Annotated in this window: 18 protein-coding genes; 12 read left to right on the forward strand and 6 right to left on the reverse strand. The window is 66.2% G+C overall.

Annotated features, from left to right (window positions below; genetic code table 11):
• Positions 1-56: 56 nt before the first annotated feature.
• From dnaE to tilS, 3 genes are all read left to right on the forward strand, one after another.
• Positions 57-3,557 (forward strand): DNA polymerase III subunit alpha, encoded by a 3,501-nt coding sequence (gene dnaE, locus ACZ415_RS07445; protein WP_344705067.1) that lies wholly within the window; start codon positions 57-59, stop codon positions 3,555-3,557.
• A 128-nt stretch (positions 3,558-3,685) separates the two neighbouring features.
• Complete coding sequence (locus ACZ415_RS07450) at positions 3,686-4,642, forward strand: acetyl-CoA carboxylase carboxyltransferase subunit alpha (RefSeq protein WP_344705066.1); 957 nt, start codon at positions 3,686-3,688, stop codon at positions 4,640-4,642.
• Positions 4,623-5,960, forward strand: coding sequence for a tRNA lysidine(34) synthetase TilS (gene tilS / locus ACZ415_RS07455; protein WP_344705065.1), 1,338 nt, complete (start codon positions 4,623-4,625; stop codon positions 5,958-5,960). Before ACZ415_RS07450 ends, tilS begins: the two co-directional genes overlap by 20 nt.
• On the opposite strand, the gene ACZ415_RS07460 is transcribed toward tilS, so the two are convergent.
• The gene (locus ACZ415_RS07460) at positions 5,933-6,925 is read right to left on the reverse strand and encodes a Ppx/GppA phosphatase family protein (protein ID WP_344705064.1); all 993 of its coding nucleotides are present in this window, start codon (positions 6,923-6,925) and stop codon (positions 5,933-5,935) included. The genes tilS and ACZ415_RS07460 overlap by 28 nt on opposite strands.
• A gap of 657 nt (positions 6,926-7,582) precedes the next feature.
• Here ACZ415_RS07460 and rho point away from each other — a divergent pair.
• The 9 genes from rho (at position 7,583) to ACZ415_RS07505 (ending at position 15,542) form a co-directional block, all read left to right on the forward strand.
• Entirely contained in the window at positions 7,583-8,842 is a 1,260-nt protein-coding gene (rho, locus tag ACZ415_RS07465; RefSeq protein WP_344705063.1) for a transcription termination factor Rho, read from the forward strand.
• A gap of 42 nt (positions 8,843-8,884) precedes the next feature.
• Positions 8,885-10,387: a 4-hydroxy-3-polyprenylbenzoate decarboxylase gene (ubiD, locus tag ACZ415_RS07470; RefSeq protein WP_344705062.1), complete on the forward strand. Its 1,503-nt coding sequence runs from the start codon at positions 8,885-8,887 to the stop codon at positions 10,385-10,387.
• A 49-nt stretch (positions 10,388-10,436) separates the two neighbouring features.
• Positions 10,437-11,180 (forward strand): NAD(P)H-flavin reductase, encoded by a 744-nt coding sequence (locus ACZ415_RS07475; RefSeq protein WP_344705061.1) that lies wholly within the window; start codon positions 10,437-10,439, stop codon positions 11,178-11,180.
• A 175-nt stretch (positions 11,181-11,355) separates the two neighbouring features.
• Positions 11,356-11,481 carry a hypothetical protein gene (locus ACZ415_RS07480; protein ID WP_344705060.1) on the forward strand — a complete coding sequence of 42 codons (126 nt, stop codon included), beginning with the start codon at positions 11,356-11,358 and terminating at the stop codon, positions 11,479-11,481.
• A 515-nt stretch (positions 11,482-11,996) separates the two neighbouring features.
• The gene (locus tag ACZ415_RS07485; protein ID WP_344705059.1) at positions 11,997-13,073 is read left to right on the forward strand and encodes a 3-deoxy-7-phosphoheptulonate synthase; all 1,077 of its coding nucleotides are present in this window, start codon (positions 11,997-11,999) and stop codon (positions 13,071-13,073) included.
• A gap of 87 nt (positions 13,074-13,160) precedes the next feature.
• Positions 13,161-13,676, forward strand: a complete 516-nt coding sequence (locus tag ACZ415_RS07490) for a DUF3087 family protein (RefSeq protein ID WP_344705058.1) — start codon at positions 13,161-13,163, stop codon at positions 13,674-13,676.
• 106 nt (positions 13,677-13,782) lie between these two features.
• Complete coding sequence (locus tag ACZ415_RS07495) at positions 13,783-14,532, forward strand: MliC family protein (protein WP_344705057.1); 750 nt, start codon at positions 13,783-13,785, stop codon at positions 14,530-14,532.
• Between the two features lie 65 nt (positions 14,533-14,597).
• Complete coding sequence (gloA, locus tag ACZ415_RS07500; RefSeq protein ID WP_344705056.1) at positions 14,598-15,038, forward strand: lactoylglutathione lyase; 441 nt, start codon at positions 14,598-14,600, stop codon at positions 15,036-15,038.
• A gap of 21 nt (positions 15,039-15,059) precedes the next feature.
• Positions 15,060-15,542: an META domain-containing protein gene (locus ACZ415_RS07505; protein WP_344705055.1), complete on the forward strand. Its 483-nt coding sequence runs from the start codon at positions 15,060-15,062 to the stop codon at positions 15,540-15,542.
• Between the two features lie 3 nt (positions 15,543-15,545).
• On the opposite strand, the gene ACZ415_RS07510 is transcribed toward ACZ415_RS07505, so the two are convergent.
• Genes ACZ415_RS07510 through ACZ415_RS07530 form a run of 5 tightly spaced genes read right to left on the reverse strand, consistent with a single transcriptional unit; the run spans position 15,546 to position 21,914 of the window.
• A complete protein-coding gene (locus ACZ415_RS07510) occupies positions 15,546-16,697 on the reverse strand; it encodes an FAD-dependent oxidoreductase (RefSeq protein WP_344705054.1) in 1,152 nt (383 codons plus the stop codon).
• Entirely contained in the window at positions 16,694-18,856 is a 2,163-nt protein-coding gene (locus ACZ415_RS07515) for an FAD-dependent oxidoreductase (protein WP_344705053.1), read from the reverse strand. Before ACZ415_RS07515 ends, ACZ415_RS07510 begins: the two co-directional genes overlap by 4 nt.
• The gene (locus ACZ415_RS07520) at positions 18,856-19,542 is read right to left on the reverse strand and encodes a TIGR04282 family arsenosugar biosynthesis glycosyltransferase (RefSeq protein WP_344705052.1); all 687 of its coding nucleotides are present in this window, start codon (positions 19,540-19,542) and stop codon (positions 18,856-18,858) included. Before ACZ415_RS07520 ends, ACZ415_RS07515 begins: the two co-directional genes overlap by 1 nt.
• The gene (locus ACZ415_RS07525; protein WP_344705051.1) at positions 19,532-20,251 is read right to left on the reverse strand and encodes a TIGR04283 family arsenosugar biosynthesis glycosyltransferase; all 720 of its coding nucleotides are present in this window, start codon (positions 20,249-20,251) and stop codon (positions 19,532-19,534) included. The genes ACZ415_RS07520 and ACZ415_RS07525 overlap by 11 nt, the downstream gene beginning before the upstream one ends.
• A complete protein-coding gene (locus ACZ415_RS07530) occupies positions 20,238-21,914 on the reverse strand; it encodes an ABC transporter permease (RefSeq protein WP_344705049.1) in 1,677 nt (558 codons plus the stop codon). The genes ACZ415_RS07525 and ACZ415_RS07530 overlap by 14 nt, the downstream gene beginning before the upstream one ends.
• Positions 21,915-21,916 lie beyond the last annotated feature (2 nt).

Consider the following 21,916-nt stretch of genomic DNA (forward strand, 5'->3'; position numbering starts at 1 on the left):
CAGGGCGTTGGACGGTTGCCGGCGATTTTCATTTTCTGCGTTTTAGCGAGACTCCCATGACAGTGCCCTTTGTTCATCTGCGCGTTCACAGCGAGTTTTCTCTGGTGGACGGTCTGGTCAAGCTGAAATCGCTGGTAAGCGCTACCGCCGAGCGCGATGTGCCGGCGGTAGCGCTTACCGACGAGGCCAACCTGTTCGGGCTGGTCAAGTTTTATACCGCCGCCCAGGGGGCCGGGCTCAAGCCCATCATCGGCGCGGATCTGTGGCTGGCCAACCCCCACGACGAGGCCCACCCGTATCGCCTGACGCTTTTGGCGATGAACGAAACGGGCTATCGCAACTTAACCAAGCTGATTTCCCGGGGCTGGGTCGAAGGCCAACACCAGGGCCGGGCGCTGGTGCAAAAAAGCTGGGTGCTTGAGCAAAGCGGCGGGCTGATTGCGCTGTCCGGCGGCCGCGAAGGCGACGTTGGCCGCCACCTGCTGGCCGGCCACGAGCGCGACGCCCGCAAACAGCTGGAGCAGTGGCAGGCGGCGTTTCCCGGGCGCTTCTATCTGGAGCTGACCCGCACCGGCCGGGCGCTGGAGGAAGACTGCGTGCACGCAAGCGTTGAGCTGGCGCTTGCCACGGGCGCGCCGGTGGTGGCCACCAACGACGTGCGCTTTATCGACCGCGACGACTTCTGGGCCCACGAAACCCGGGTGGCCATCGGCGAGGGCAAGGCGCTTGCCGATCCGCGCCGGGAGCAGCGCTACAGCGAAGAGCAGTACCTCAAGACGCCGGAAGAAATGGCGGAGCTTTTTGCCGATATTCCCCAGGCGCTGGAAAACAGCGTGATGATTGCCAGGCGCTGCAGCGTTGACGTGCGCCTGGGCGAGATTTTTCTGCCCGAATTCGCCATTCCCGAGGGCATGACTCAGGACGAGTATTTCCGCAAGGTCTCCCACGACGGGCTCACCGAGCGGCTGGATTTCCTCTACCCGCCGGCCGAGCATCCGCGCGACAGCGACGCCTGGCGCGAGATCGACGCGCGCTACCGCGAGCGGCTGGATTTCGAGCTGGATATCATCCTGCAGATGGGCTTTCCCGGCTATTTTCTGATCGTGATGGACTTTATCCAGTGGGCCAAGGACAACGACGTGCCGGTAGGGCCGGGGCGCGGCTCCGGCGCCGGCTCACTGGTGGCCTACGCCCAGAAGATCACCGACCTTGACCCGCTCAAGTACGATCTGCTGTTCGAGCGTTTCTTGAACCCCGAGCGTGTCTCCATGCCCGACTTTGACGTCGACTTCTGCATGGAAAAGCGCGACCGGGTGATCGACTACGTCGCCGAGCGCTACGGGCGCGATGCGGTGTCGCAAATCGTCACCTTCGGCACCATGGCGGCCAAGGCCGTGGTGCGCGACGTGGCCCGGGCCCAGGGCAAGCCGTATTCGCTGGGCGACAAGCTCTCCAAGCTGATTCCCTTTGACGTGGGCATGACCCTTGCCAAGGCCATCGAGGCCGAGCCCGCGCTCAAGGAATTCATCGAGGCCGACGACGAGGCCGAAGAAATCTGGGAGATGGCGCTCAAGCTCGAGGGCATCACCCGGGGTACCGGCAAGCACGCCGGCGGGGTGGTGATCGCACCGACCAAGCTCACCGACTTTTCGCCGCTTCTGTGCGACGAAGACGGCTCCGGGCTGATGGTGCAGTTCGACAAAAACGACATCGAAGACGCGGGCCTGGTGAAGTTCGACTTTCTCGGCCTGCGCACCCTGACCATCATCGACTGGGCGCTGGAAATGGTCGACAAGGTGCGCGCCGTAAACGGCCAGGCGGCGCTGGACATCGACGCCATCCCGCTGGACGACAAGCCCACCTTCGAGATGCTCAAAAAGGCCGAAACCACCGCGGTGTTCCAGCTTGAATCCCGGGGCATGAAAGAGCTGATCAAGCGCCTGCAGCCGGACTCGCTGGACGACATGATCGCGCTGGTGGCGCTGTTCCGCCCGGGGCCTTTGCAGTCGGGCATGGTGGACGACTTTATCAACCGCAAGCACGGCCGCGCCGAGGTGTCCTACCCCCACCCGGACTACCAGCACGAGCTGTTGAAACCCGTGCTCGCGCCGACCTACGGCATCATCCTGTATCAGGAACAGGTGATGCAGATCGCCCAGGTGCTGGCCGGCTACACGCTGGGCCAGGCCGACATGCTGCGCCGGGCCATGGGCAAGAAAAAGCCCGAAGAGATGGCCAAGCAGCGCGCCGGCTTCATGGAAGGCTGCGCGGCAAACGGCATCGACAAAGACCTGGCCGGCAACATCTTTGATCTGGTGGAGAAATTCGCCGGCTACGGCTTTAACAAGTCGCACTCGGCGGCCTACGCGCTGGTGTCCTACCAGACGGCGTGGCTCAAGGCGCACTACCCGGGGCCGTTCATGGCGGCGGTGATGTCCACCGAAATGGACAACCTTGATAAAGTCGTACCGCTGATCGAAGAGTGCCGCCACCTGGGGCTTACGGTGACGCCGCCGGACGTCAACGTCGGCACCTACAAGTTCAGCGTGGATGAAGACGGCCGCGTAGTGTACGGCCTGGGCGCGATTCGCGGGGTAGGCGAAGGCCCCATCGGCGCCATTGTCGAGGCCCGAGAAAAGGGCGGCGCTTTCAGCGACCTGTTCGATTTCTGCCGCCGGCTTGATCCCAAGCGTATCAACAAGCGCACCCTGGAGGCGCTGATCCGCGCCGGCGCGCTGGATAACCTGGGGCCGCATCGGGCGGTGCTGGCCGCCGCCACGGAAGATGCCCTCAAGGCCGCCGCCCAGAATCACACCAATCAGAGCGCAGGCATGGTGGATATGTTCGGCGAGGCCTTCGCCCCGGCGGCAGACCTGGACGTCTACGCCGACTATCGCGGCGTGCGTGCGTGGCGCGATCGCCAGCGGCTCGCCGGCGAGAAAGACACGCTGGGGCTTTATCTCACCGGCCACCCCATCGACGAATACGAGCGCGAACTGGCGCGCTTTGTCGCCACTCGCATTCGCGATCTTACCCCGTCCCGGGAGCCCCAGCGCGTGGCCGGGCTGGTGGTGGGTATGCGCACCATGAAATCCAAGCGCGGCGACACCGTGGCCTTTATTACCCTGGACGACCGCACCGGGCGCGTTGAGGCTTCCCTGTTCGGCGAGCTGTACGACGCTGTGCGCGGCCAGATCGAAACCGATCAGGTCATCATCGTCGAAGGCGAGGTGGCCACCGACGACTACTCCGGCGGGGTCAAGCTGCGCGGCAAGGACGTTACGCCGATGACGGCGGCGCGGGTGCGTTTCGGCAAATCCGTGGATCTGGCACTGGATGCCAGCCGGGTCAACGGTCGTCTGGTGGACAGCCTGCGTGATAGTCTGACGCCGTACCGCGATACCGGCGGGCTGCCGGTGCGTTTGCAGTATCGCCACCCGGACGCCACGGCCTGGCTGGCCCTGGATGACAGCTGGCGCGTAGCCCCCAACGATGAACTGCTGCTGGCGCTTGGCGACGTTGAGGGCCAAGTGGGCGTCAAGCTGCGCTACGACTGAGCCGGCGCCGGCAGGCCGGCTGTCTTGCGTGGTTGATTCAAGCTGCGATAATGCCGAGCTGAAACGCTCGATCGATACGGTTTGCTTTTTCTCTGGCTTTTTCTACAGGTTTTTTACAGGCGACGTCCATGAATCCCAACTACCTCGATTTTGAACAGCCGATTGCCGAGCTGCAGGCAAAAATAGAAGAGCTGCGGCTGGTCAGCTCCGACAGCCAGGTCAATCTGGCCGATGAAATCGAACGCCTGGAGGCCAAGCGGCGCAAGCTGACCGAGTCTATCTTCAAGGATCTCACCCCCTGGCAGGTCTCCCAGCTGTCGCGCCACCCCAAGCGCCCGTACCTGCTGGACTATCTGGAGCACGTCTTCACCGATTTCGACGAGCTCCACGGCGATCGCCGTTTTGCCGACGACGCCGCACTGGTCGGCGGGGTGGCGCGGCTCAACGACCGGCCGGTCATGGTCATCGGCCACCAGAAAGGCCGCGACGTCAAGGAGAAGGTGCGGCGCAACTTCGGCATGCCGCGCCCGGAAGGCTATCGCAAGGCCTGCCGGCTGATGGAAATGGCCGAGCGCTTCAAGATGCCGGTGCTGACTTTTATCGACACCCCCGGCGCCTATCCGGGCATCGACGCCGAAGAGCGCGGCCAGTCCGAGGCCATTGCCCACAATCTGGCGGTCATGTCGCGGCTGAAAACCCCGATCGTATCCACCGTGGTGGGCGAGGGCGGCTCCGGCGGGGCGCTGGCCATCGGCGTGTGCGATGAGCTGGCCATGCTGGAGCACTCCACGTACGCGGTGATCTCGCCGGAAGGCTGCGCCTCGATTCTGTGGAAGAGCGCGGAAAAGGCTTCCGACGCCGCTCAGGCCATGGGCATTACCGCCACGCGCCTCAAGGAGCTGGGCTTTGTCGACACGCTGATTGAAGAGCCGCTGGGCGGCGCCCACTGCTATCACGAACAAACCGCCGAGCGCGTAAAAAACGCCCTGGAGCAGAGCTTGGAGCGGCTGGAGGCGCTGGACACGGACACGCTGCTGGAGCGCCGCTACGCACGCTTGATGAGCTATGGCGCGCCCGCCGCATAAGCGCTCTCCGCAAGCTTTGCTTGAACGCGCCCTGGCGGAGGTTTCGCCGGGGCGTGGCGTTTGGGTAGCGCTTTCCGGCGGCATGGATTCGACGCTTTTGCTGACCCTTGCCGCCGAGGTCTGCCGCGCGGGGAGCACTGCGCTGCATGCGCTGCACGTCCATCACGGCCTGCAGGCCGCCGCTGACGATTTCGAGCGCCACTGCCGCGCCCTTTGCCGGCGGCTTGGCGTGCCCTTGACGGTGGTGTACGCACAGGTCAACGCCTGCGGCAAGGGCGTGGAAGGTGCAGCCCGCCAGGCCCGCTACGCCGCCTTTGCCGAACAGGTGCCGGCCGGCGATACGCTGTGGCTTGCCCAGCACCGCGACGATCAGGCCGAAACCTGGCTGCTGGCCGCGCTGCGCGGCAGCGGCGTGCGCGGGCTGGCGGCCATGCCCGCTCAGCGCCAATACCGCGGAGTGACCCTGGCCCGCCCCTGGCTTGGTACCCCACAGGCAGAGCTTGCCGCGGCGGCGCAGGCGCTGGCAGATGAAGGCCGGCTCGACTGGTGCGATGACCCAACCAACGCCGATACCCGTTTTGAGCGCAACTACCTGCGCCACCGGGTTCTACCCGTTTTAAAGGCGCGCTGGCCCCACGCCGAGCGCTCGCTTGTTGCCGCCGCCGAGCATATGCAGGACGCCGACGCGCTGCTGGAAGCCTACGCCGCCGAAGAGCTCGCCGCGCTGCAGATCGGCGACGAGCAGCTTGACGCCGCCGCACTTGCCGCGCGAGACAGGCCCCGCCAGCGGCTGCTGGTGCGTACTTTCTGCCGCCGGCGGGGGCTTGCCACGCCGCCCAGGCGCCGGCTGGAAACGCTGCTGGCGCAGCTGTGCGCGGCGCCGGACGCGCAGGTGTACGTTGCCTGGCCCGGCGCCTGTGCGCGGCTGTGGCGCGGCCGGCTGTATCTTTTGGCTGAAGCGCACAGGGCAAAAGCGCCGAGCTGGCGCACAAGCTGGGACGGCCGTGCGCCGCTTGCTACGCCGCTGGGGGATCTGGATGTCGCCCTGGTGGCAGCGCCGGCACAAGCGACACGGCCGCTAACCGCTTGCTGGCGCCGCGGCGGCGAGGTTATTGAGCTGGCCGGGCGCGGCCGGCGCGACCTGAAACGGCTGCTGGCCGAGGCCGGCCTGCCGCCCTGGGAGCGGCAGGCGGTGATCGTGCTGTGGGCGGGTGATACCTGCGTGGCTGCGCTCAGCGCGCCCAATAGGCGCCTGTATCAGGCCGCTGGCTGGCATTTTACCGCCGGTGCTCAGCGATCGCACGGCCCGCGGTGCTGATGGAGCATGTCCAACAGCAGGCCCTCGCGCAGGGCGCCGTCGACAAAGCGCAGCCGCTGCAGGTCAAAGGCGGTGAAGATCGCGCTGACCAGGGCAACGCCGGCGGGAAAAATACTCGCGCGGTTGGCCTTGAGCCCTCTGAGCGCCAGCGTATCGATCCGAGAAGAGCGCAGCACCCGGGCGCGCAGCCGCTCAAGCCCGGGACGGGTGATCAGGCCTTTTTCGCGGCTGTCGCCGTACGCGTGCATCACGCGCGCCACCGCCTTGAGCGTGCCGCTGGTGCCGACGGCCTCGTCCCAGCCGGCACGGCAATAGCGCGCCTGGACGGTTGCAAGCCGTTCAAGCGCGGCCTGTTCGGCGGCGGCCATGGCCGCCTTGCTCAGCGCGCCGTCGGGGAAAAAGCGCCGGGAAAAGGTCACACAGCCCATAGGCAGGCTTTCCAGCAGCTGCGGGGTCATGGCGTGGCCGATCACGCATTCGCTTGAGCCGCCGCCGATATCCACCAGCAGGCGCCGCCCGCGGCACGGGCGCGCGTGGCCGGCGCCAAGATAGATCAGCCGCGCCTCTTCGCGCCCGCTGATCACCTCTACAGAATCGCCCAGCAGCGCGGCGGCACGCTCGAGAAAGACATGGCGGTTGCCGGCCTCGCGCAGCGCGCTGGTGCCGACGATGCGCAGCTGCGAGCAGGCGGCGCGCTCCAGCATGGCGGCAAACTGTTCAAGGCATGCAAGGCCGCGCTTCTGGGCGGCATCGTCAAGGTTGCCGTTGGCATCCAGCCCGGCGGCCAGCTGCACCTTGACCCCGCGCCGGGTGACGATGCGCGGCCGGGCGCCGTTAACACGGGCGATCAGCAGGTGAAAACTGTTGGAGCCAAGGTCGATGGCGGCAATGTGCCGGCCGGCGCGCGGCTGGCAAAGCGATTCGGTGCGGCCGGCAGCGGTGGCAAGAGGCGTATCCTTGGGCATGGGCTGTCCTTCCGGTGGGTCCGGGCAAGGTTGCGTGGCCCCCGCCGGATTGTCAATTGGCCAAGGCTTGCGTTTGCCGCAGGGCTTGACTACCATCCGCCTACTGGTTTGAGTAGAAATAACGCACAGCCCGGTAGCGCAGGCCACCGGCGGTTGCTCATGGCAACAGGGCCAAAGCGCCAGAGATGTCCGGCAACGGATTATCCCGTGCGACCAGCCCCATGAGTTCCGGCCAGTCTCTTGCATACCGGCATCAGCGCAGCAGGCGTTACGTCAATCATTTCAGGCTTTACCCAACCCCATTGACGCCGAGCCGGGCGTTTTCTCGTTTTTAAAGCGCTAGGGCGCTTGACGTTTACGCCTTTCAACGCAGATTCACGGCGGATCGGCGCAGCAGCGGTGCTGCACAAGGGTAAAGCCGGCCAGCTGTCCAAGTCGTCAGATAGCCCGTGAGTCCGGCCCGCCCAGCGCCGGCCTGGAAATCAGGAGTGAATGGTTGAGCTGAATCCGATGCGTTCGGGTCAGTCAGGCTTTTTGCATATCGAGCGCGTGTCCTGTCGGGATCTGAACGCATCATACGGCGCATCACTGCCACGCCTCCTTTCTTCTCTGCGGCGCCCGGCGCCTCGCTTTCATGAGCAACGTTCTAACACACCGATGAATCTTACCGAACTCAAGCAAAAATCCGTTCCCGAGCTGCTCGATATCGCCCGTCAGATGGGCATCGACAATCTGGCACGCTCGCGCAAACAGGACATCATTTTCGCCATCCTCAAAAAGCACGCCAAAAGCGGCGAGGACATCTACGGCGACGGTGTGCTGGAAATTCTCCAAGACGGTTTCGGCTTTCTGCGCAGCGCCGACAGCTCGTATCTGGCCGGCCCGGACGATATCTACGTCTCGCCGTCGCAGATTCGACGCTTCAACCTGCGCAAGGGCGACTCCATCGCCGGCAAGATCCGCCCGCCCAAGGACGGCGAGCGCTACTTTGCCCTGCTCAAGGTCAGCCAGATCAACTTTGATCGGCCGGAAAACGCCAAGCACAAGATTCTCTTTGAGAATCTTACGCCGCTGTTTCCCGACGAGCGCATGCGCATGGAAATGGGCAACGGCTCGAAAGAGGACCTGACCGCGCGAATCCTCGATCTCACCGCCCCCATCGGCAAGGGCCAGCGGGGGCTTTTGGTGTCGCCGCCCAAGGCGGGCAAGACGCTGATGCTGCAAAACATCGCCACCTCGATTACGCGCAACAACCCCGAGTGCCACCTGATCGTTTTGCTCATCGACGAGCGCCCGGAAGAGGTCACCGAGATGTCGCGCACCGTGCGCGGCGAAGTGGTGGCCTCGACCTTTGACGAGCCGCCGGCGCGCCATGTGCAGGTCGCCGAAATGGTGATCGAAAAGGCCAAGCGCCTGGTCGAGCACAAAAAGGACGTGGTGATTTTGCTCGACTCCATCACCCGCCTGGCCCGGGCCTACAACACCGTGGTGCCAAGCTCGGGCAAGGTGCTCACCGGCGGCGTGGACGCCCACGCGCTGGAAAAGCCCAAGCGCTTTTTCGGGGCCGCGCGCAACATCGAAGAGGGCGGCAGCCTGACCATTCTTGCCACCGCGCTTGTCGATACCGGCTCGAAAATGGACGAGGTCATCTTCGAAGAGTTCAAGGGTACCGGCAACATGGAAGCCCATCTGGACCGCAAGCTGGCCGAAAAGCGCGTTTTCCCCGCGTTCAACATTCGCCGCAGCGGCACGCGCCGGGAGGACCTGATCGCCTCGGAAGACGAAATGCAGCGCATGTGGATTTTGCGCAAGCTGCTGCATCCGATGGATGATATCGGCGCTACCGAGTTTCTCATCGATCGTCTCAAGGACACCAAGACCAACCTGGAGTTCTTCGAGGCCATGAAGCGCCGCTAGGGCGCTAACTGCCAACGAGCGCCAAGGAGAAGAGGGCCCGCCGTGAAATACCGCGATTTGCGCGAGTTTATCCAGACGCTGGAAACCCGAGGCGAGCTGGTTCGCGTCTCCGCCCAGGTCGATCCCTATCTTGAAGTCACCGAAATCTGCGACCGCACCCTGCGCGCCGGCGGGCCGGCGCTTTTGTTTGAAAACGTCAAAGGCCACGATATGCCGCTTTTGGGCAACCTGTTCGGCACGCCCGAGCGGGTGGCCATGGGCATGGGCGAAGACTCGGTCGCCGCACTTGGCGAGATCGGCAAGCTGCTGGCGTTTTTAAAAGAGCCTGACCCGCCCAAGGGCCTGAAAGACGCCTGGCAGAAGCTGCCGATTTTCCGCCAGGCGCTGAGCATGGGGCCGAAAACGGTCAAGCGCGCCCCGGTGCAGGAGGTCGTGGAAGAGGGCGACGCCGTCGACCTGGACCGCCTGCCGATTCAGCACTGCTGGCCGGGCGACGCCGCCCCGCTGGTGACCTGGTCGCTGGTGGTCACCAAAGGCCCGCATAAAGAGCGCCAGAACCTGGGCATCTACCGCCAGCAAAAAATCGGCAAGAATCGTTTGATCATGCGCTGGCTGTCCCACCGCGGCGGGGCGCTGGACTTCAAGGAGTTTCAAAAGGCCCACCCCGGCGAGCCGTTCCCCGTGGCGGTGGCGCTGGGCGCGGACCCGGCCACCATTCTCGGCGCGGTCACCCCGGTGCCGGATACGCTGTCGGAATACGCCTTTGCCGGGCTTTTGCGCGGCTCGCGCACCGAGCTTGTCAAATGCGGCCACGCCGAGCTTGAGGTGCCGGCATCAAGCGAGATTATCCTCGAAGGCTTTATCTACCCCGACGACATGGCCCCGGAAGGCCCCTTCGGTGATCACACCGGCTACTACAACGAGGTGGACACGTTCCCGGTTTTCACCGTGACGCGCCTGACCCGGCGCCGGGACGCGATATATCACTCCACCTACACCGGCCGCCCGCCGGACGAGCCGGCGATTCTGGGCGTGGCGCTCAACGAAGTGTTTGTGCCCATTCTGCGCAAGCAGTTCCCCGAAATCGTGGATTTCTACCTGCCGCCGGAGGGCTGCTCCTACCGCATGGCGGTGGTGACCATGAAAAAGCAGTATCCCGGCCACGCCAAACGCGTGATGATGGGCGTGTGGAGCTTTCTGCGCCAGTTCATGTACACCAAGTTTGTGGTGGTGCTCGACGACGACGTTGACGCCCGGCGCTGGGAAGACGTGATCTGGGCGATGACCACGCGCATGGACCCGGCCCGAGACACCACCATTGTGGAAAACACGCCGATCGACTACCTGGACTTTGCCTCGCCGGTATCAGGGCTTGGCTCGAAGATGGGCTTTGATGCCACCAACAAATGGCCCGGCGAAACCCAGCGCGAGTGGGGCGAGCCCATCGCCATGGACAGCGCGGTCAAGGCGCGGGTAGACAAGCGCTGGGCATCGCTTGGCATCGGCATTCCGCTACCGCCTGCGCGCAGCGGCGGTGATCATTGACACACATTTCGTCGCATCGCCTGGATAAGGCGCTGAACAAGAGGTTTGCATGAGTGCTAGGACGATGACCTGCCGGGTCAGCGAAGTGGAAGATCTCAACTCTGATGTGTTTGGCGTAACCCTGGAAGGGCGTGCCGAGGCGCTCACCCATGCGCCGGGGCAGTATCTGGAGCTTGAGCTGGATGAGAGTACCTGGGTGCCGTTCTCCATTGCCAGCGGCGACCGCGACGACGGTCGGCTGGAGCTTCACGTGCAGCACTGGCCCGAGCGCAGCAACTCCGCACGCCTGCGCGAGCTGTTGCAGGTAGCGCAAAAGCTCACCGTACGCCTGCCCGGCGGCGACTGCGTGCTGGATATGTCCAGCACGCGCCCGCTGTTGCTGGTTGCCGCCGGCACCGGTTTTGCCCAGATGAAAGCGCTGATAGAAGCCGCGCTTGCGCAAAACCCCGAGCGCGACATCCAGCTTTGGTGGGCCGTTCGCGAGCATCGCGAGCTCTACCTGGAGCCGCTTGCCACGCGCTGGGCGCAGACGTATCCGCATTTTACCTTTCATGCGGTGACCGAGCTTGCGCTGCTGGAGCCGCTGGCCGACGGCGAGCGTATTATGCATCACCAGGGGCGCATCGATGAGGTGCTCGAAGACGCCCCGCTAACCCCGGCCGGCTGCGATGTCTATCTGTCCGGCTCGCCGGGGATGGTGTATGCCTGCCTGGACATTCTGGCAGAGAAGGGCATCGATCAGACCCGGGTGTTTTCCGACGTGTTCAGCTACGCGCCGCGCCGCCAGGCTTAGAGCCGTAAGGCCTGACAAGACAGCAGTGCGGCCGGCAGAAAGCCTGAAACGCCGCCCCGGAATTTGCTAGACTGGCCGCGTAGCGACGCCGCGCAGCGAGTGTCGCCGGCGCAAAAAATCGGGAAACGCCGGCCGGATACGCGGCGCATCAAGTGAGTGAAACAAGGAGGCGGGTATGGCCCACAACGAACATTCTTATGATAACAGCGGCTTTTTTGCCATCGTGATGGGGCTGGTTGTGCTGGTCGGCATGGCTTGCCTGCCGGCCACCATCGGCTGGATTTTAACGTTCACCGGCTAAACAAGCGCTTGCCAGCCAGCCGGCCTTCGGGCTACGCTGGGCTGACCACGTTTTATTCCGGCTGCTTGACTCAACGGACAACCCCCATGCATACCGCTGCTTTTTTCAACCTGCCAGGCGATGTATCGGTGCCGCGCACCGCGTCTGTCTATGCGTACGGCGAAAGCTACTGGTTTAGCCAGGGGGTGGCCGTGGCCGGCGACTGAGCCGCGCCAACGGGCACCCCCAACGGGTGGCCCGCCATGTAAAACCCCGGTGGGCCGCCCGCCGGGGTTTTTGCGTTTAGGCAGCAGCACCGCGATACGTTTTTTCTTCATCGGATATTTTTCATCAGGAGCTTCGTCATGACCGACCGCGCACCGGCCTACATCGCCTTTTTTGTCGACAACGGGTACCCGGCGTATGGCCACGGCTGGCGATTTAGCCCCGCGCGGCCGGCAGCAGCTGCCACCTCCGGCCGCGTTCATGACGGTGGCAAGAGCCCACGATGTCCCTTTCCGACGGAGCGATAACCGATGAATGCCACTGCCACGATGCTCAAGACCGCGACTGCCCCGCAAACGGCGCCCGACGCCGACCCCGCCGGCCCGCAGCCGCTGCCCGCCCCGGCCACGCTTCACGCCGAGTACCCGCTAAGCCCGGCGCTGGCCGCACAGATCAACGCCCGGCGCGCCTCGGTCAAGCGCATTCTGTCCGGCGACGACCCCCGCCTGCTGGTCGCGGTGGGGCCATGCTCGGCCCACGACCCGCGTGCGGTGATGGAGTACGCCGAGCGCCTGGCGCGGCTCAGTGATGAGCTCGCCGGGCAGATCGTGCCGGTGATGCGCGTCTACGTAGAAAAGCCCCGCACCACCGTGGGCTGGAAAGGCCTTGCCTACGACCCGGACCTTGACGGCAGCGGCGATATTGCCCGGGGGCTTGCGTTGTCTCGTGCATTGATGCGCGACGTAGCCGAGTGCGGCCTGCCCGTGGCCACCGAGCTTTTGCAGCCCATGCTGGCGCCGTATCTGGAAGATCTGCTCAGCTGGGTGGCCATCGGCGCGCGGACGACCGAATCCCAGCTGCACCGCGAGCTTGCCAGCGGCCTTGACGCCGCGGTGGGGTTTAAAAACGCAACCAGCGGCGGCGTTCAGGTCGCCGTTGACGCCATGGGCGCGGCGGCGCATCCGCACCGGCACTTCGCCATGGACGCCGCCGGCCGCCCGGTGATGGCGCAAACGTCGGGCAACCCGCATACCCACCTGGTGCTGCGCGGCGGCAGCGGTGCGCCCAACTACCGGGCGGAGCACGTGCAGGCGGCGGCGGCGGCGCTGGAAAGCGCCGGGCAGAACCCGCGGCTGATGGTCGACTGCAGCCACGCCAACGCGTGCAAGGACCACCGCCGCCAAAGCGAGGTCATGCTTGATGTGCTCGCCCAGCGCGAGGCGGGCAACCTGAACCTGGCCGCGCTGATGCTGGAAAGCTTTTTGCACGAAGGCAAGCAGCCGCTGGTGCCCGGCGCGCTGCGCCACGGCGTTTCGATTACCGACGGCTGCATCGGCTGGGACACCACCGAGCGGCTGCTGAAAACGGCCGCCGAGCGGCTGGCCTGACACCGGCAAGCGGCCGGCGGTTTGTTTGTGCGGCCGGGCGCCGTATCATGGGTGCCCGGCGACACGCTCACACTCAAGAGGCCGCTCATGGCGCGTTTTACCCTCAAGCAGCAAGACCCCCACGCCTTTCGGCGCAAATCGCGTATTATCACCCTGCTGATGGCCGGGCAGTTCGCCGTGCTGGGGGTGCTGTTTGCGCTGATACTGACCTCCGCCTTTGGCTCAAGCCTTATGCTTAACGCCCTGGGCGTGGCGCTGGGGCTTTTGGCCACCAGTGCGATGTTTGCCGTGCTCAAGGACCGCCCCTGGATGAATGAAGTGCGCTATGCCTGGCAGCTCAAGCACCATCTGGGCCAGATCAGCGGCTATTTGTCCCCGCTGCGACGCGCCGTTGAGCACGATGATCGCACGGCGCTGGACGTGCTTACTTTTTACCACCAGGGCATGGCGCAGCTGGCCGAGCTTAACGGGCGCACCACCGATGACGACGCCGAACGGCTGGCGGAAAAAATGCAGGTCAAGCTCAAGCGCGAAGCCCTTGCGCTGCCCGCCGAGGTGGAAAGCTTCAACCCCGACGACCTGAAGCGCTATAAGCAGGCCTGAAGGGGTGCGGCAATCGGCGTTGATTCAATAGCGCGTCAAACCTCTTTCTAAGACGCGAAGCGCGCAGAAAGAGGAGGATGTCAGCACAAAAAGACAGGGAGACTGCATGGGAATCTATCACTATCGCTGGCCGGTGGCCCTGGCCTGTGCCCTATGGCTTAGCGGCTGCGCGTCGTCGGGCGTGGCGCCGGCGGATTCTGCATTGATGGCGGATCGCCCAGAAAGCCGCCCGTCAGAGGCTGTGTCCACCGCGCCGCTTTTGCCGTCGGCGCTGTTTCCCGGACAGGCCCAGCGCTTTGAAGCCTGGCGCTGCGCGCCGGCCAACCAGCACCTGGTCACCGCCTTTGGTGACGAAACGCTCAAGCTGTGGTCGCTGCACGGCGCTTGGCAGCTGCCCCAGGCGGTGGTGGCCAGCGGTGCGCGCTATCAAAACGGCGAGATCAGCTTCTGGAACCGCGGTGACAAGGCCCAGGTGGAAACCCCGCGCGGCCAGCTCACATGCCGGCTGGCGCACAGGCGCGACGCGCGCACCCGGGACGAGCATCCCGGCGTGATGTTTTTTGCCCACGGCAACGAGCCGGGCTGGACCGTCGCGCTGGATAACCAAACGCCCGAGCTTGAGCTTGCCACCGACTACGGCGACACCGTCGAGACGCTGCCCTATATGGTCAGCGTGATGGACAACGACGCCGGGCGCGTGGTGCTGAGAAACGCCGACGCCGGGCGGTTTTTCCGCGTGCGCGTTGAAGCGGCCGCCTGCTTTGACGACATGAGCGCCAAGCCGTACCCGGCACGCGTTACGCTGTCCATCGACGGCGAGCAGTACAGCGGCTGCGGCGAAGGCATCGCGCCTTGAGCTTGTTAAGCGCCGGCAGCAGCGTTAGCCTCGGGCCGGTCATGTTTTTATCGTTGAGGTGATTTATGCGCTATCTGCACACCATGGTTCGGGTCAGCGACCTGGACGCTGCGCTGCATTTTTACTGCAACCTGCTGGGCCTTAAAGAAGTGCGCCGCAAAGACAACGACAAGGGCCGCTTTACCCTGGTATTTCTGGCCGCACCCGAAGACGAAACCCGCTCGGCGCAAGAGCAGGCGCCGGAAATCGAGCTGACCCATAACTGGGACCCGGAAACCTACGACGGCGGGCGCAACTTCGGCCACTTGGCCTATGAGGTGGACGACGTTTACGGCCTGTGCCAGCACCTGCAGGATAACGGCGTGACCATCAATCGCCCGCCCCGGGACGGCCGCATGGCCTTTGTGCGCTCTCCGGACGGCATCTCGGTGGAGCTTTTGCAAAAGGGTGAGCCGCTGGCCCCTGCCGAGCCCTGGGCTTCCATGGAAAACACCGGCAGCTGGTAGGTGGCGCACCGAGGAAAGCCCATGATGCCCCCCGTTTCGAAACCCTCCGTTTTGGCTCGCCGCTGGCCGGGCGCCGGTCTGGCGGCGGCCGTCACGCTGCTGGCCGCCTGTTCCAGCGCTCCGCCGGCCCCGGCGCCCGAGCAGCCGGGCAGCGCCAAACCGCTCAGCGGCGAGGCGGTAGGCAAGCGCTGGAACCTGCTGCTGCTGGGCACCCATGAGCGTCTGACGCTGCCCGAGCCGGCGTATTTTCGCATCGCGCCGGACGGCCGCATCAGCGGCAGCGACGGCTGCAACCGCTTTACCGGCAAGGCCTCACTTGGCGACAAGCAGCGCATCAACGTCGAGGAGCTTGCCACCACGCGCAAGGCCTGCCCGGCGCTTGACGACGCGCAGCGCGTCACCGATATGCTGGAAAACGCCTATCGCTACCTGATCGACCATGACCGGCTGGTGCTGTTCGGCCCGGACAGCCGAGTGATCGGCGGCTGGCGCCGGGCGGACTAGCCGTCAGCGATGCTTGCCGGGGCTAAACCGGGCGATAAAGCGCCCGTCAAGGCGCGCTTTTAAGCGCCACGCCCATCTACCCGCCGCGCCCAGCGGGCCGTAGACGGCCACCGCGCGGCCGTCGCCGGTATTGATCAGCGCCAGCACCCGCTTCGGCGGGTACCAGTTCTTGAGCGGCTTGCCCCGGCAGGCCCGGCGCAGATTCTCGGCCAAATGTGGCCCGGCGCGCACGGCGTACACCCCGGCCTTGGGCAGCGCGGCCGGAAACGCCGCGCAGTCGCCGGCGGCAAACACCCCGGGCGCGCCCCTGGCCTCCAGGCTTTTGCCCACCTCGATAAACCCGCGCCGGTTAAGCGCAAGATCGCTGTGTTCAAGCCAGCCGTGGCCCACCGCACCGGTGGCCCAGAGCGCGATATCCGCCGGCACCGGGGCACCTTCGGCAAGCGCGATAGCGCCGTTTTCCAGTCCGACGGCCCGCACGCCGGTGCGCCGGGTTACGCCGGCTTTTTTCAGCGCTCGCGTGAGCAGCGCCCGGGGCCGCCGGCCGGCCCCGGGTAGAAGCGTTTCGCCCGCGCTTAACAGCGCAGCGTCAAAGCGCACGTCCGGACGGCGAGCCCGCAGCGCGGCCAGCACCGCAAGCAGCGTTTCGCACCCGGCGCCGCCGCCGCCTACGCTCACCACGCTTTGCCGGCTGCCGGCGGGCAGGGCGTCCACGCGCGCGCACAGCGCCTGCCAGCGCTCGGGCAGTGCGGCCAGCGGGCGCATGGCAAGCAGCGTCGGTGCGGCTTTCTGCGCCGCGTCAGGGGCGGCAACGGTAGCCCCGACGTTGATGGAAGCCACGTCGAAGCGTAGCCGCTCATTGCCTGCCAGCGTCACTTCGCGCTTTTCAGCGCTGAACGCCGTGGCGCGCTGGGCAATAAGCCGCGCGCCGGCCCGGCGGCACAGCGCGGCGATGTCGATCTGCGTCTCGGCAAGGGTGCACTCGCCGGCAAGCCAGGCCGGTATGCGCCCGGAATAGGCCGCAAGCGGGCTTTCGCTGACCACGGTCAGGCGTACGCCGGGTTCCGGGCGGCGGGCCAAGGCTTCAAGCACCAGGGCGTGGGCGTGGCCGCCGCCGATCAGCACCAGCTCTTTTTGCTGCGTTTTCGCACTCATGCGCCGCGCCTCCAGGTAAAGTAGCGCTCCAGCAGGGTAAGCACGCGCTCAGGTTTATGGGCATTTTTCCACGCGCCGGCGGTGGCCTTGGCCGCCTCGCCGAGCGTGGGGTAGGGATGAACGGTGCCCAACAGCTTGTTCATTCCCAGATTGTGCTTCATCGCCAGGCTGAACTCGCCGAGCCACTCGCCGGCGTTTTCGGCCACGATGGTCGCCCCCAGAATCTTGTCCCGGCCGGGCACGGTGAGCACCTTGATAAAGCCCGCGGTGGCACCCTCGGCAATGGCGCGGTCGCTCTCACTCATGGCGTAGCGGGTCAGTTCAAAGGCGATGCCTTGCTCTTTAGCCTCGCGCTCGTTGAGCCCCACCCGGGCGATTTCCGGCTGGGTGTAGACCACCGCGGGCATAAAGCGGTAGTCCACGTTGAAGCGCTTGACCTCGCCGAACAGGGCATTGACCGCGGCGTGCCAGGCCTGGTGGGCGGCGGCGTGGGTCAGCTGATAGGGGCCGGCAACGTCGCCGCAGGCCCAGACGTTGGGCAGCCGGGTCTGCAGCTGGCGATTGAGCGCCAGGGTGCCGGTATCAATGGCGATGCCCAGCGCCTCAAGGCCCAGCCCTTCAACGTTGGCCCGGCGGCCCACGCATACCAGCAGGTAGTCGAACGCCACGCTCTGCTCGCCTGCGGCGCTCGTCAGGTGCAGGCGCTGGCCGCCGTCGTGGCTGATGCGCTCGGCGCGGGTATGGGTCAGCACGGTCACACCTTCCTGCTCAAGGGTTTGGGCCACGTGCTCGCCCACCTCGGCGTCCTCGCGGCCCAAAAGCCGCTCGCCGCCTTCGATCAGCGTGACGCGGCTGCCAAGCCTGGCAAAGCTCTGGCCCAGCTCGCAGCCGATGGCCCCGCCGCCGAGCACCGCCAGCCGCCCGGGCAGCTCGTCAAGCTGCCAAAGATTTTCCGAGGTGAGCACCCGGGCCTCGTCGATGCCGGGGAGCGCCGGGATGGCCGGGCGCGCGCCGGTGGCAATAACGATGTGCCGGGCGCTTACGCGCTTGCCGCCCACGTCGACTTCCCAGGGGGTGACAAGGGCGGCGCGTGCCTTGTGTACGTCCACGCCGAGCTTGGTATAGCGCTCGACGCTGTCGTGGGGGGCGACGTCGGCAATGGCGCTGTGTACGTGGCTCATCACCCGAGAAAAGTCGACCGTCGGCTCGCTTGCGCCCGGGCCGGTATGAATGCCAAAGCGCTCGGCGTGGCGCACCTCGTGGGCGGCCCGGGCCGCGCGAATCAGCGCCTTGGAGGGCACGCAGCCGGTATTCAGGCAGTCGCCGCCCATGTTGCCGGCTTCCACCAGCGCCACTTTGGCCTTCACCGCGCGGCCGATGTAGGCGCTCACTAACCCCGCGGAGCCTGCGCCGATCACCAGCATGTCGTAGTCGAAGCGTTTGGGGCGCTCAAAGCCCCGGTAGACTCGGCGGCGCTGAACCAGGCGCATGATTTTCCGCGCGATCCAGGGGAATATCGCCAGCAGCGCAAAGGAGGTGAGAAGCTCTGCTGATAGCACATCGCCCAGCCGCTCGATCTCGCCTAGCTGGCCGCCGGCGTTGACGAACACCGCGGTGCCGGGAAGCATGCCGGCCTGGCTGACCCAGTAAAACGTCTGCGCCTTGATGCGCGTCAGTCCCATGACCAGGTTGATGACGAAAAACGGAAACGCCGGCACCAGCCGCAGGCTGAAAAGATAAAACGCGCCGTCGCGGTCTACGCCGCGGTTGATCGCCGCCAGCCGGCGGGGAAAGCGCCGCTCGATGGGCCCGCGCAGCAGGTAGCGCGAGATCAGAAAGGCCAGCGTCGCGCCGATGGCGCTGGCAAAGGAGACCAGCAGCAGGCCAATCCCCAGGCCGAACAGTGCCCCGCCCAGCAGGGTCATGATGGCCGCGCCGGGCAGCGACAGCGCGGTGATGACCACGTAGGCGGCAAAAAACGCCCCGGCGATCTGCCAGGGGTGGCGGTCAAAGGCGGCCTGAAACTCGCCCTGATAGGCCTTGAGCGTGTCCAGGCTGAACCACTCGTGGGCGCCGGTGGCAAAAAAGGCGGCGACGGCCACCGCTAGCAGGGCAAAAAGCAGCAGGCGTTTGCGGTTCACGGGCGTCTTTTGGGTCATCAGCGGCTCCAACCGGGGGAAAGAAAAGGGGAGGCAAGGGACGGCGCGCGAGGGTACAGGCGGCGATAGCGCTGCCAGTCTTCGGGGCGGTCCACGTCCCACACGGTAGCGGGGAAAGCCGCCTCAAGCCCCCGCGCGGCAAGGCGCGCCCGGGTGACGGCGAGCACCTCGTCGCCGCCCCAGGGAATGTCATGAAACAGCGCCCGGGCGTCGGCGGGGGTAAGCCCGCGGGTGCCGATCAGCCCGTAGCCGCCGTCCTCGGCGGGAAGAATCACTACCGGGTGCGTGGCAAGGCTGTCGGCGCAGGCCTGGATGAGCTCGGGGGTAATCGAGGGGCAGTCGCTGCCCATGATCATGGAAGGCCCCGCCGAGCCTGCCAGCGCGTGGCGAATGCGCACGCCCAGATGGCCCTCGGGCTGGGCGGCCAGATGGATGCCCAAACGCTGCTTGAGCTCAGCAAACAGCGGGTGGCCGTGGTCAAGCGCGGTCCACAGCGTAACCTGCGCTGCCGGCAGCGCTCGGCAGGCGTGGGCCACGCAGCGCCTGACCATCTCGGCGTGGGCGCTGGCCGCGCCGTGGGCACCCAGGCGCGGCATCAGCCGGGTTTTGGCGCGGCCGGGCACGGGGGCCTTGGCCAGCAGGTGCAGCGCCACCGGGCCGCATTCGGCAGAAGGGTTATTGTGCATTGGCGTGCTCTTGCCGGGTGTATTCGCGGGCCAGCTTTTCCGGGCTGGCGCCAAGCCGGTAGCGCAGGCGCAGCCGCCACATCAGCCACACCGTGGGCCACACGCCGTGGCGCTCCCAGCGCCGGCCGGAGACGCGCACCCGGCGTTTCAGGCAGGCCGGACGCCCGATGCGCTTCAGCCGCCCGGACAGCGCGATGTCTTCCATCAGGGGCTGTTCGGGAAAGCCGCCGGCGGCGGCAAAGGCCGCGCGGGTCATAAACATCGCCTGGTCGCCGGTGGCGATGCCAGTGAGCCGGGAACGGGCGTTCATCAGCGCGGCAATCACGCCAAGCCAGCGGCTGTGGCCGGTAAGCGTGACGTCAAAGCGGCCCCAGCGGCGGGCGGCAAGCGCCCGCTGAATCTGCTCCGGGGCGTCGTTGGGCAGGCGCGTATCGGCGTGGAGAAATACCAGCGTATCGCCGGCGGCGGCGCTGGCGCCGAGGTTCAGCTGCGTGCCGCGACCGGCGGGGCCGGTGAGCACGCTGTCGGCCAGCGGCAGGGCGATGGAGGCGCTGGCGTCGGTGCTTTCGCCGTCGACCACCACCAGCTCCGCGCCGCGCCGGCGGAAAGGGGCGAGCGCCTCAAGGGCGGCGGCGAGGGTGGCGGCTTCGTTAAGCACCGGCATTACCATGCTGATGCCGGCGAGGTCCTGACGGTCAGTGTCGGCCATGGCGGTTCTCCCGACGGATAAGCAAACGTGGCAGGGCGGCGGCCAGCATAAAGCCCAAAAGCGGCAGCAGCGCCTGCACCAGCGCCCAGACGCTGATCAGCCGCCGATTGCCGCCCGAGGCCAGCGCCACCGCCTCGGTGGTTACGGTCTCGACCCGGCCCGCGCCGAGAAGCCTTGTGGGCAGGTACTGGCCGATGCTGATGGCAAGGCCCACGGCGAAGGCGGTGGCCAGCGGCGCGGCCAAAAGCGCCAGGCGCACCCGCCAGAACGCGGCGTTGCGCGACACGCCCAGGGTGCGGGCGATTTCCAGCCAGCGCGGGTCCAGCCGGCGGTAGGCCTCGGAAAGCGACAGATACACGTAGGGCAGCACAAACAATAGGTGCCCGGCAATCACCAGCCCGATCTGCGGGCCGATGCCTACGCTTTCGGCGGCCACCACCAGGCCGAAGACAAAGGCAATCTGCGGCACGATCAGCGGCAGGTACAAAAGCCACAGCGAACGTGCCGGGCGCAGCTGCCGGCGGTGTTCGTTTTCCAGCACCGCGAGCACCAAAAGCGTGGCGATCAGCGTGGCCGCCAGCGCAATCACGGCGGTGCTGACAAGCGCCTCGCCGAGCATCGGCGCTGCGCGCTGCCAGTGAGCCCAGGTAACGCTCTGGGGCAGGGCGTCCGGAAAGCGCCAGAAGCCGGCCACGGAAAACATGGCAAGCCCGGCAAGCGCAGCAAGCGCGACAAGCCCCGCGCCGGGCAGCAGGGTGCGGCCGAGCAGGCGCAGCGTGGCCTCGCCCCGCCGGCGGCTTCCGGCCCAGAGCCAGCCGCGGCACAGCCGCGCGACAAGCCGCTCGCCCAGCCACCAGAGCCCAAGCGCGGTCAGGGTCACGCCCAGCTGCAGCACCGCCGCCGCCGAGGCCATAAAGCGCCGGCTGAGGTCGGGGTCGTTGAACCACTCAAGGATGGATACCGCAAGCGTCGGCGGAAGCGCCGGGCCTAAAATCAGCGCCATATCCACGTTGGCGCTGGCGTAGGCGATGACGGCGTAGAGCGGCAGCCGAATCAGCGGGTACAGCCCGGGCAGCACGGTTTTCAGCCAGCCAAGTGTCGGCGCGTAACCCAGCGACCGGGCGATTTCCACGTGCTTTTCCGGGCGGAGCTGGTTGAGCGCGGCCAGGCTCATCAGCAGCAGAAAGGGGATTTCCTTGAGAATCAGCCCCGCCATCAGCGAAAGCCCCAGCGGGTCGTTGACGATCAGCGTATCCGGCGGCTGCTCGGCCCCGGTCAGCCAGGGCGAGATCACGCGCATGGCGAGCCCCGACGGCGCGATCAAAAACGCCAGCCCAAAGCCCAGCGCGGCGTGGGGCACGGCCAAAAGCGGCGAAATCAGCCGGCGAGCCGCGCCTGCCAGCCGGCCGCGTTGCCCGGCGGCGAGAAACAGTACCACCGCGGTCAGCGCCACAATGGGAGTGACAAGCCCGCTTGCCAGGCTCAGTGCGGCGGCGCGCCAAAGCCCCGGCTGGCTGAAAAGCGCCCGCCAGGGCTCAAGGCTGAACGCCTCGCCGCCGAGCACCGGCAGATAATCAAACGCCGGCAGCGCAATCATGGCAAGCCCCGCCGCCACCGGCAGCGTCAGCAGGGCGATCACCAGTATGGGGGCCAGCCGTAGCACGC

This window comes from Halomonas cibimaris (assembly GCF_055379665.1).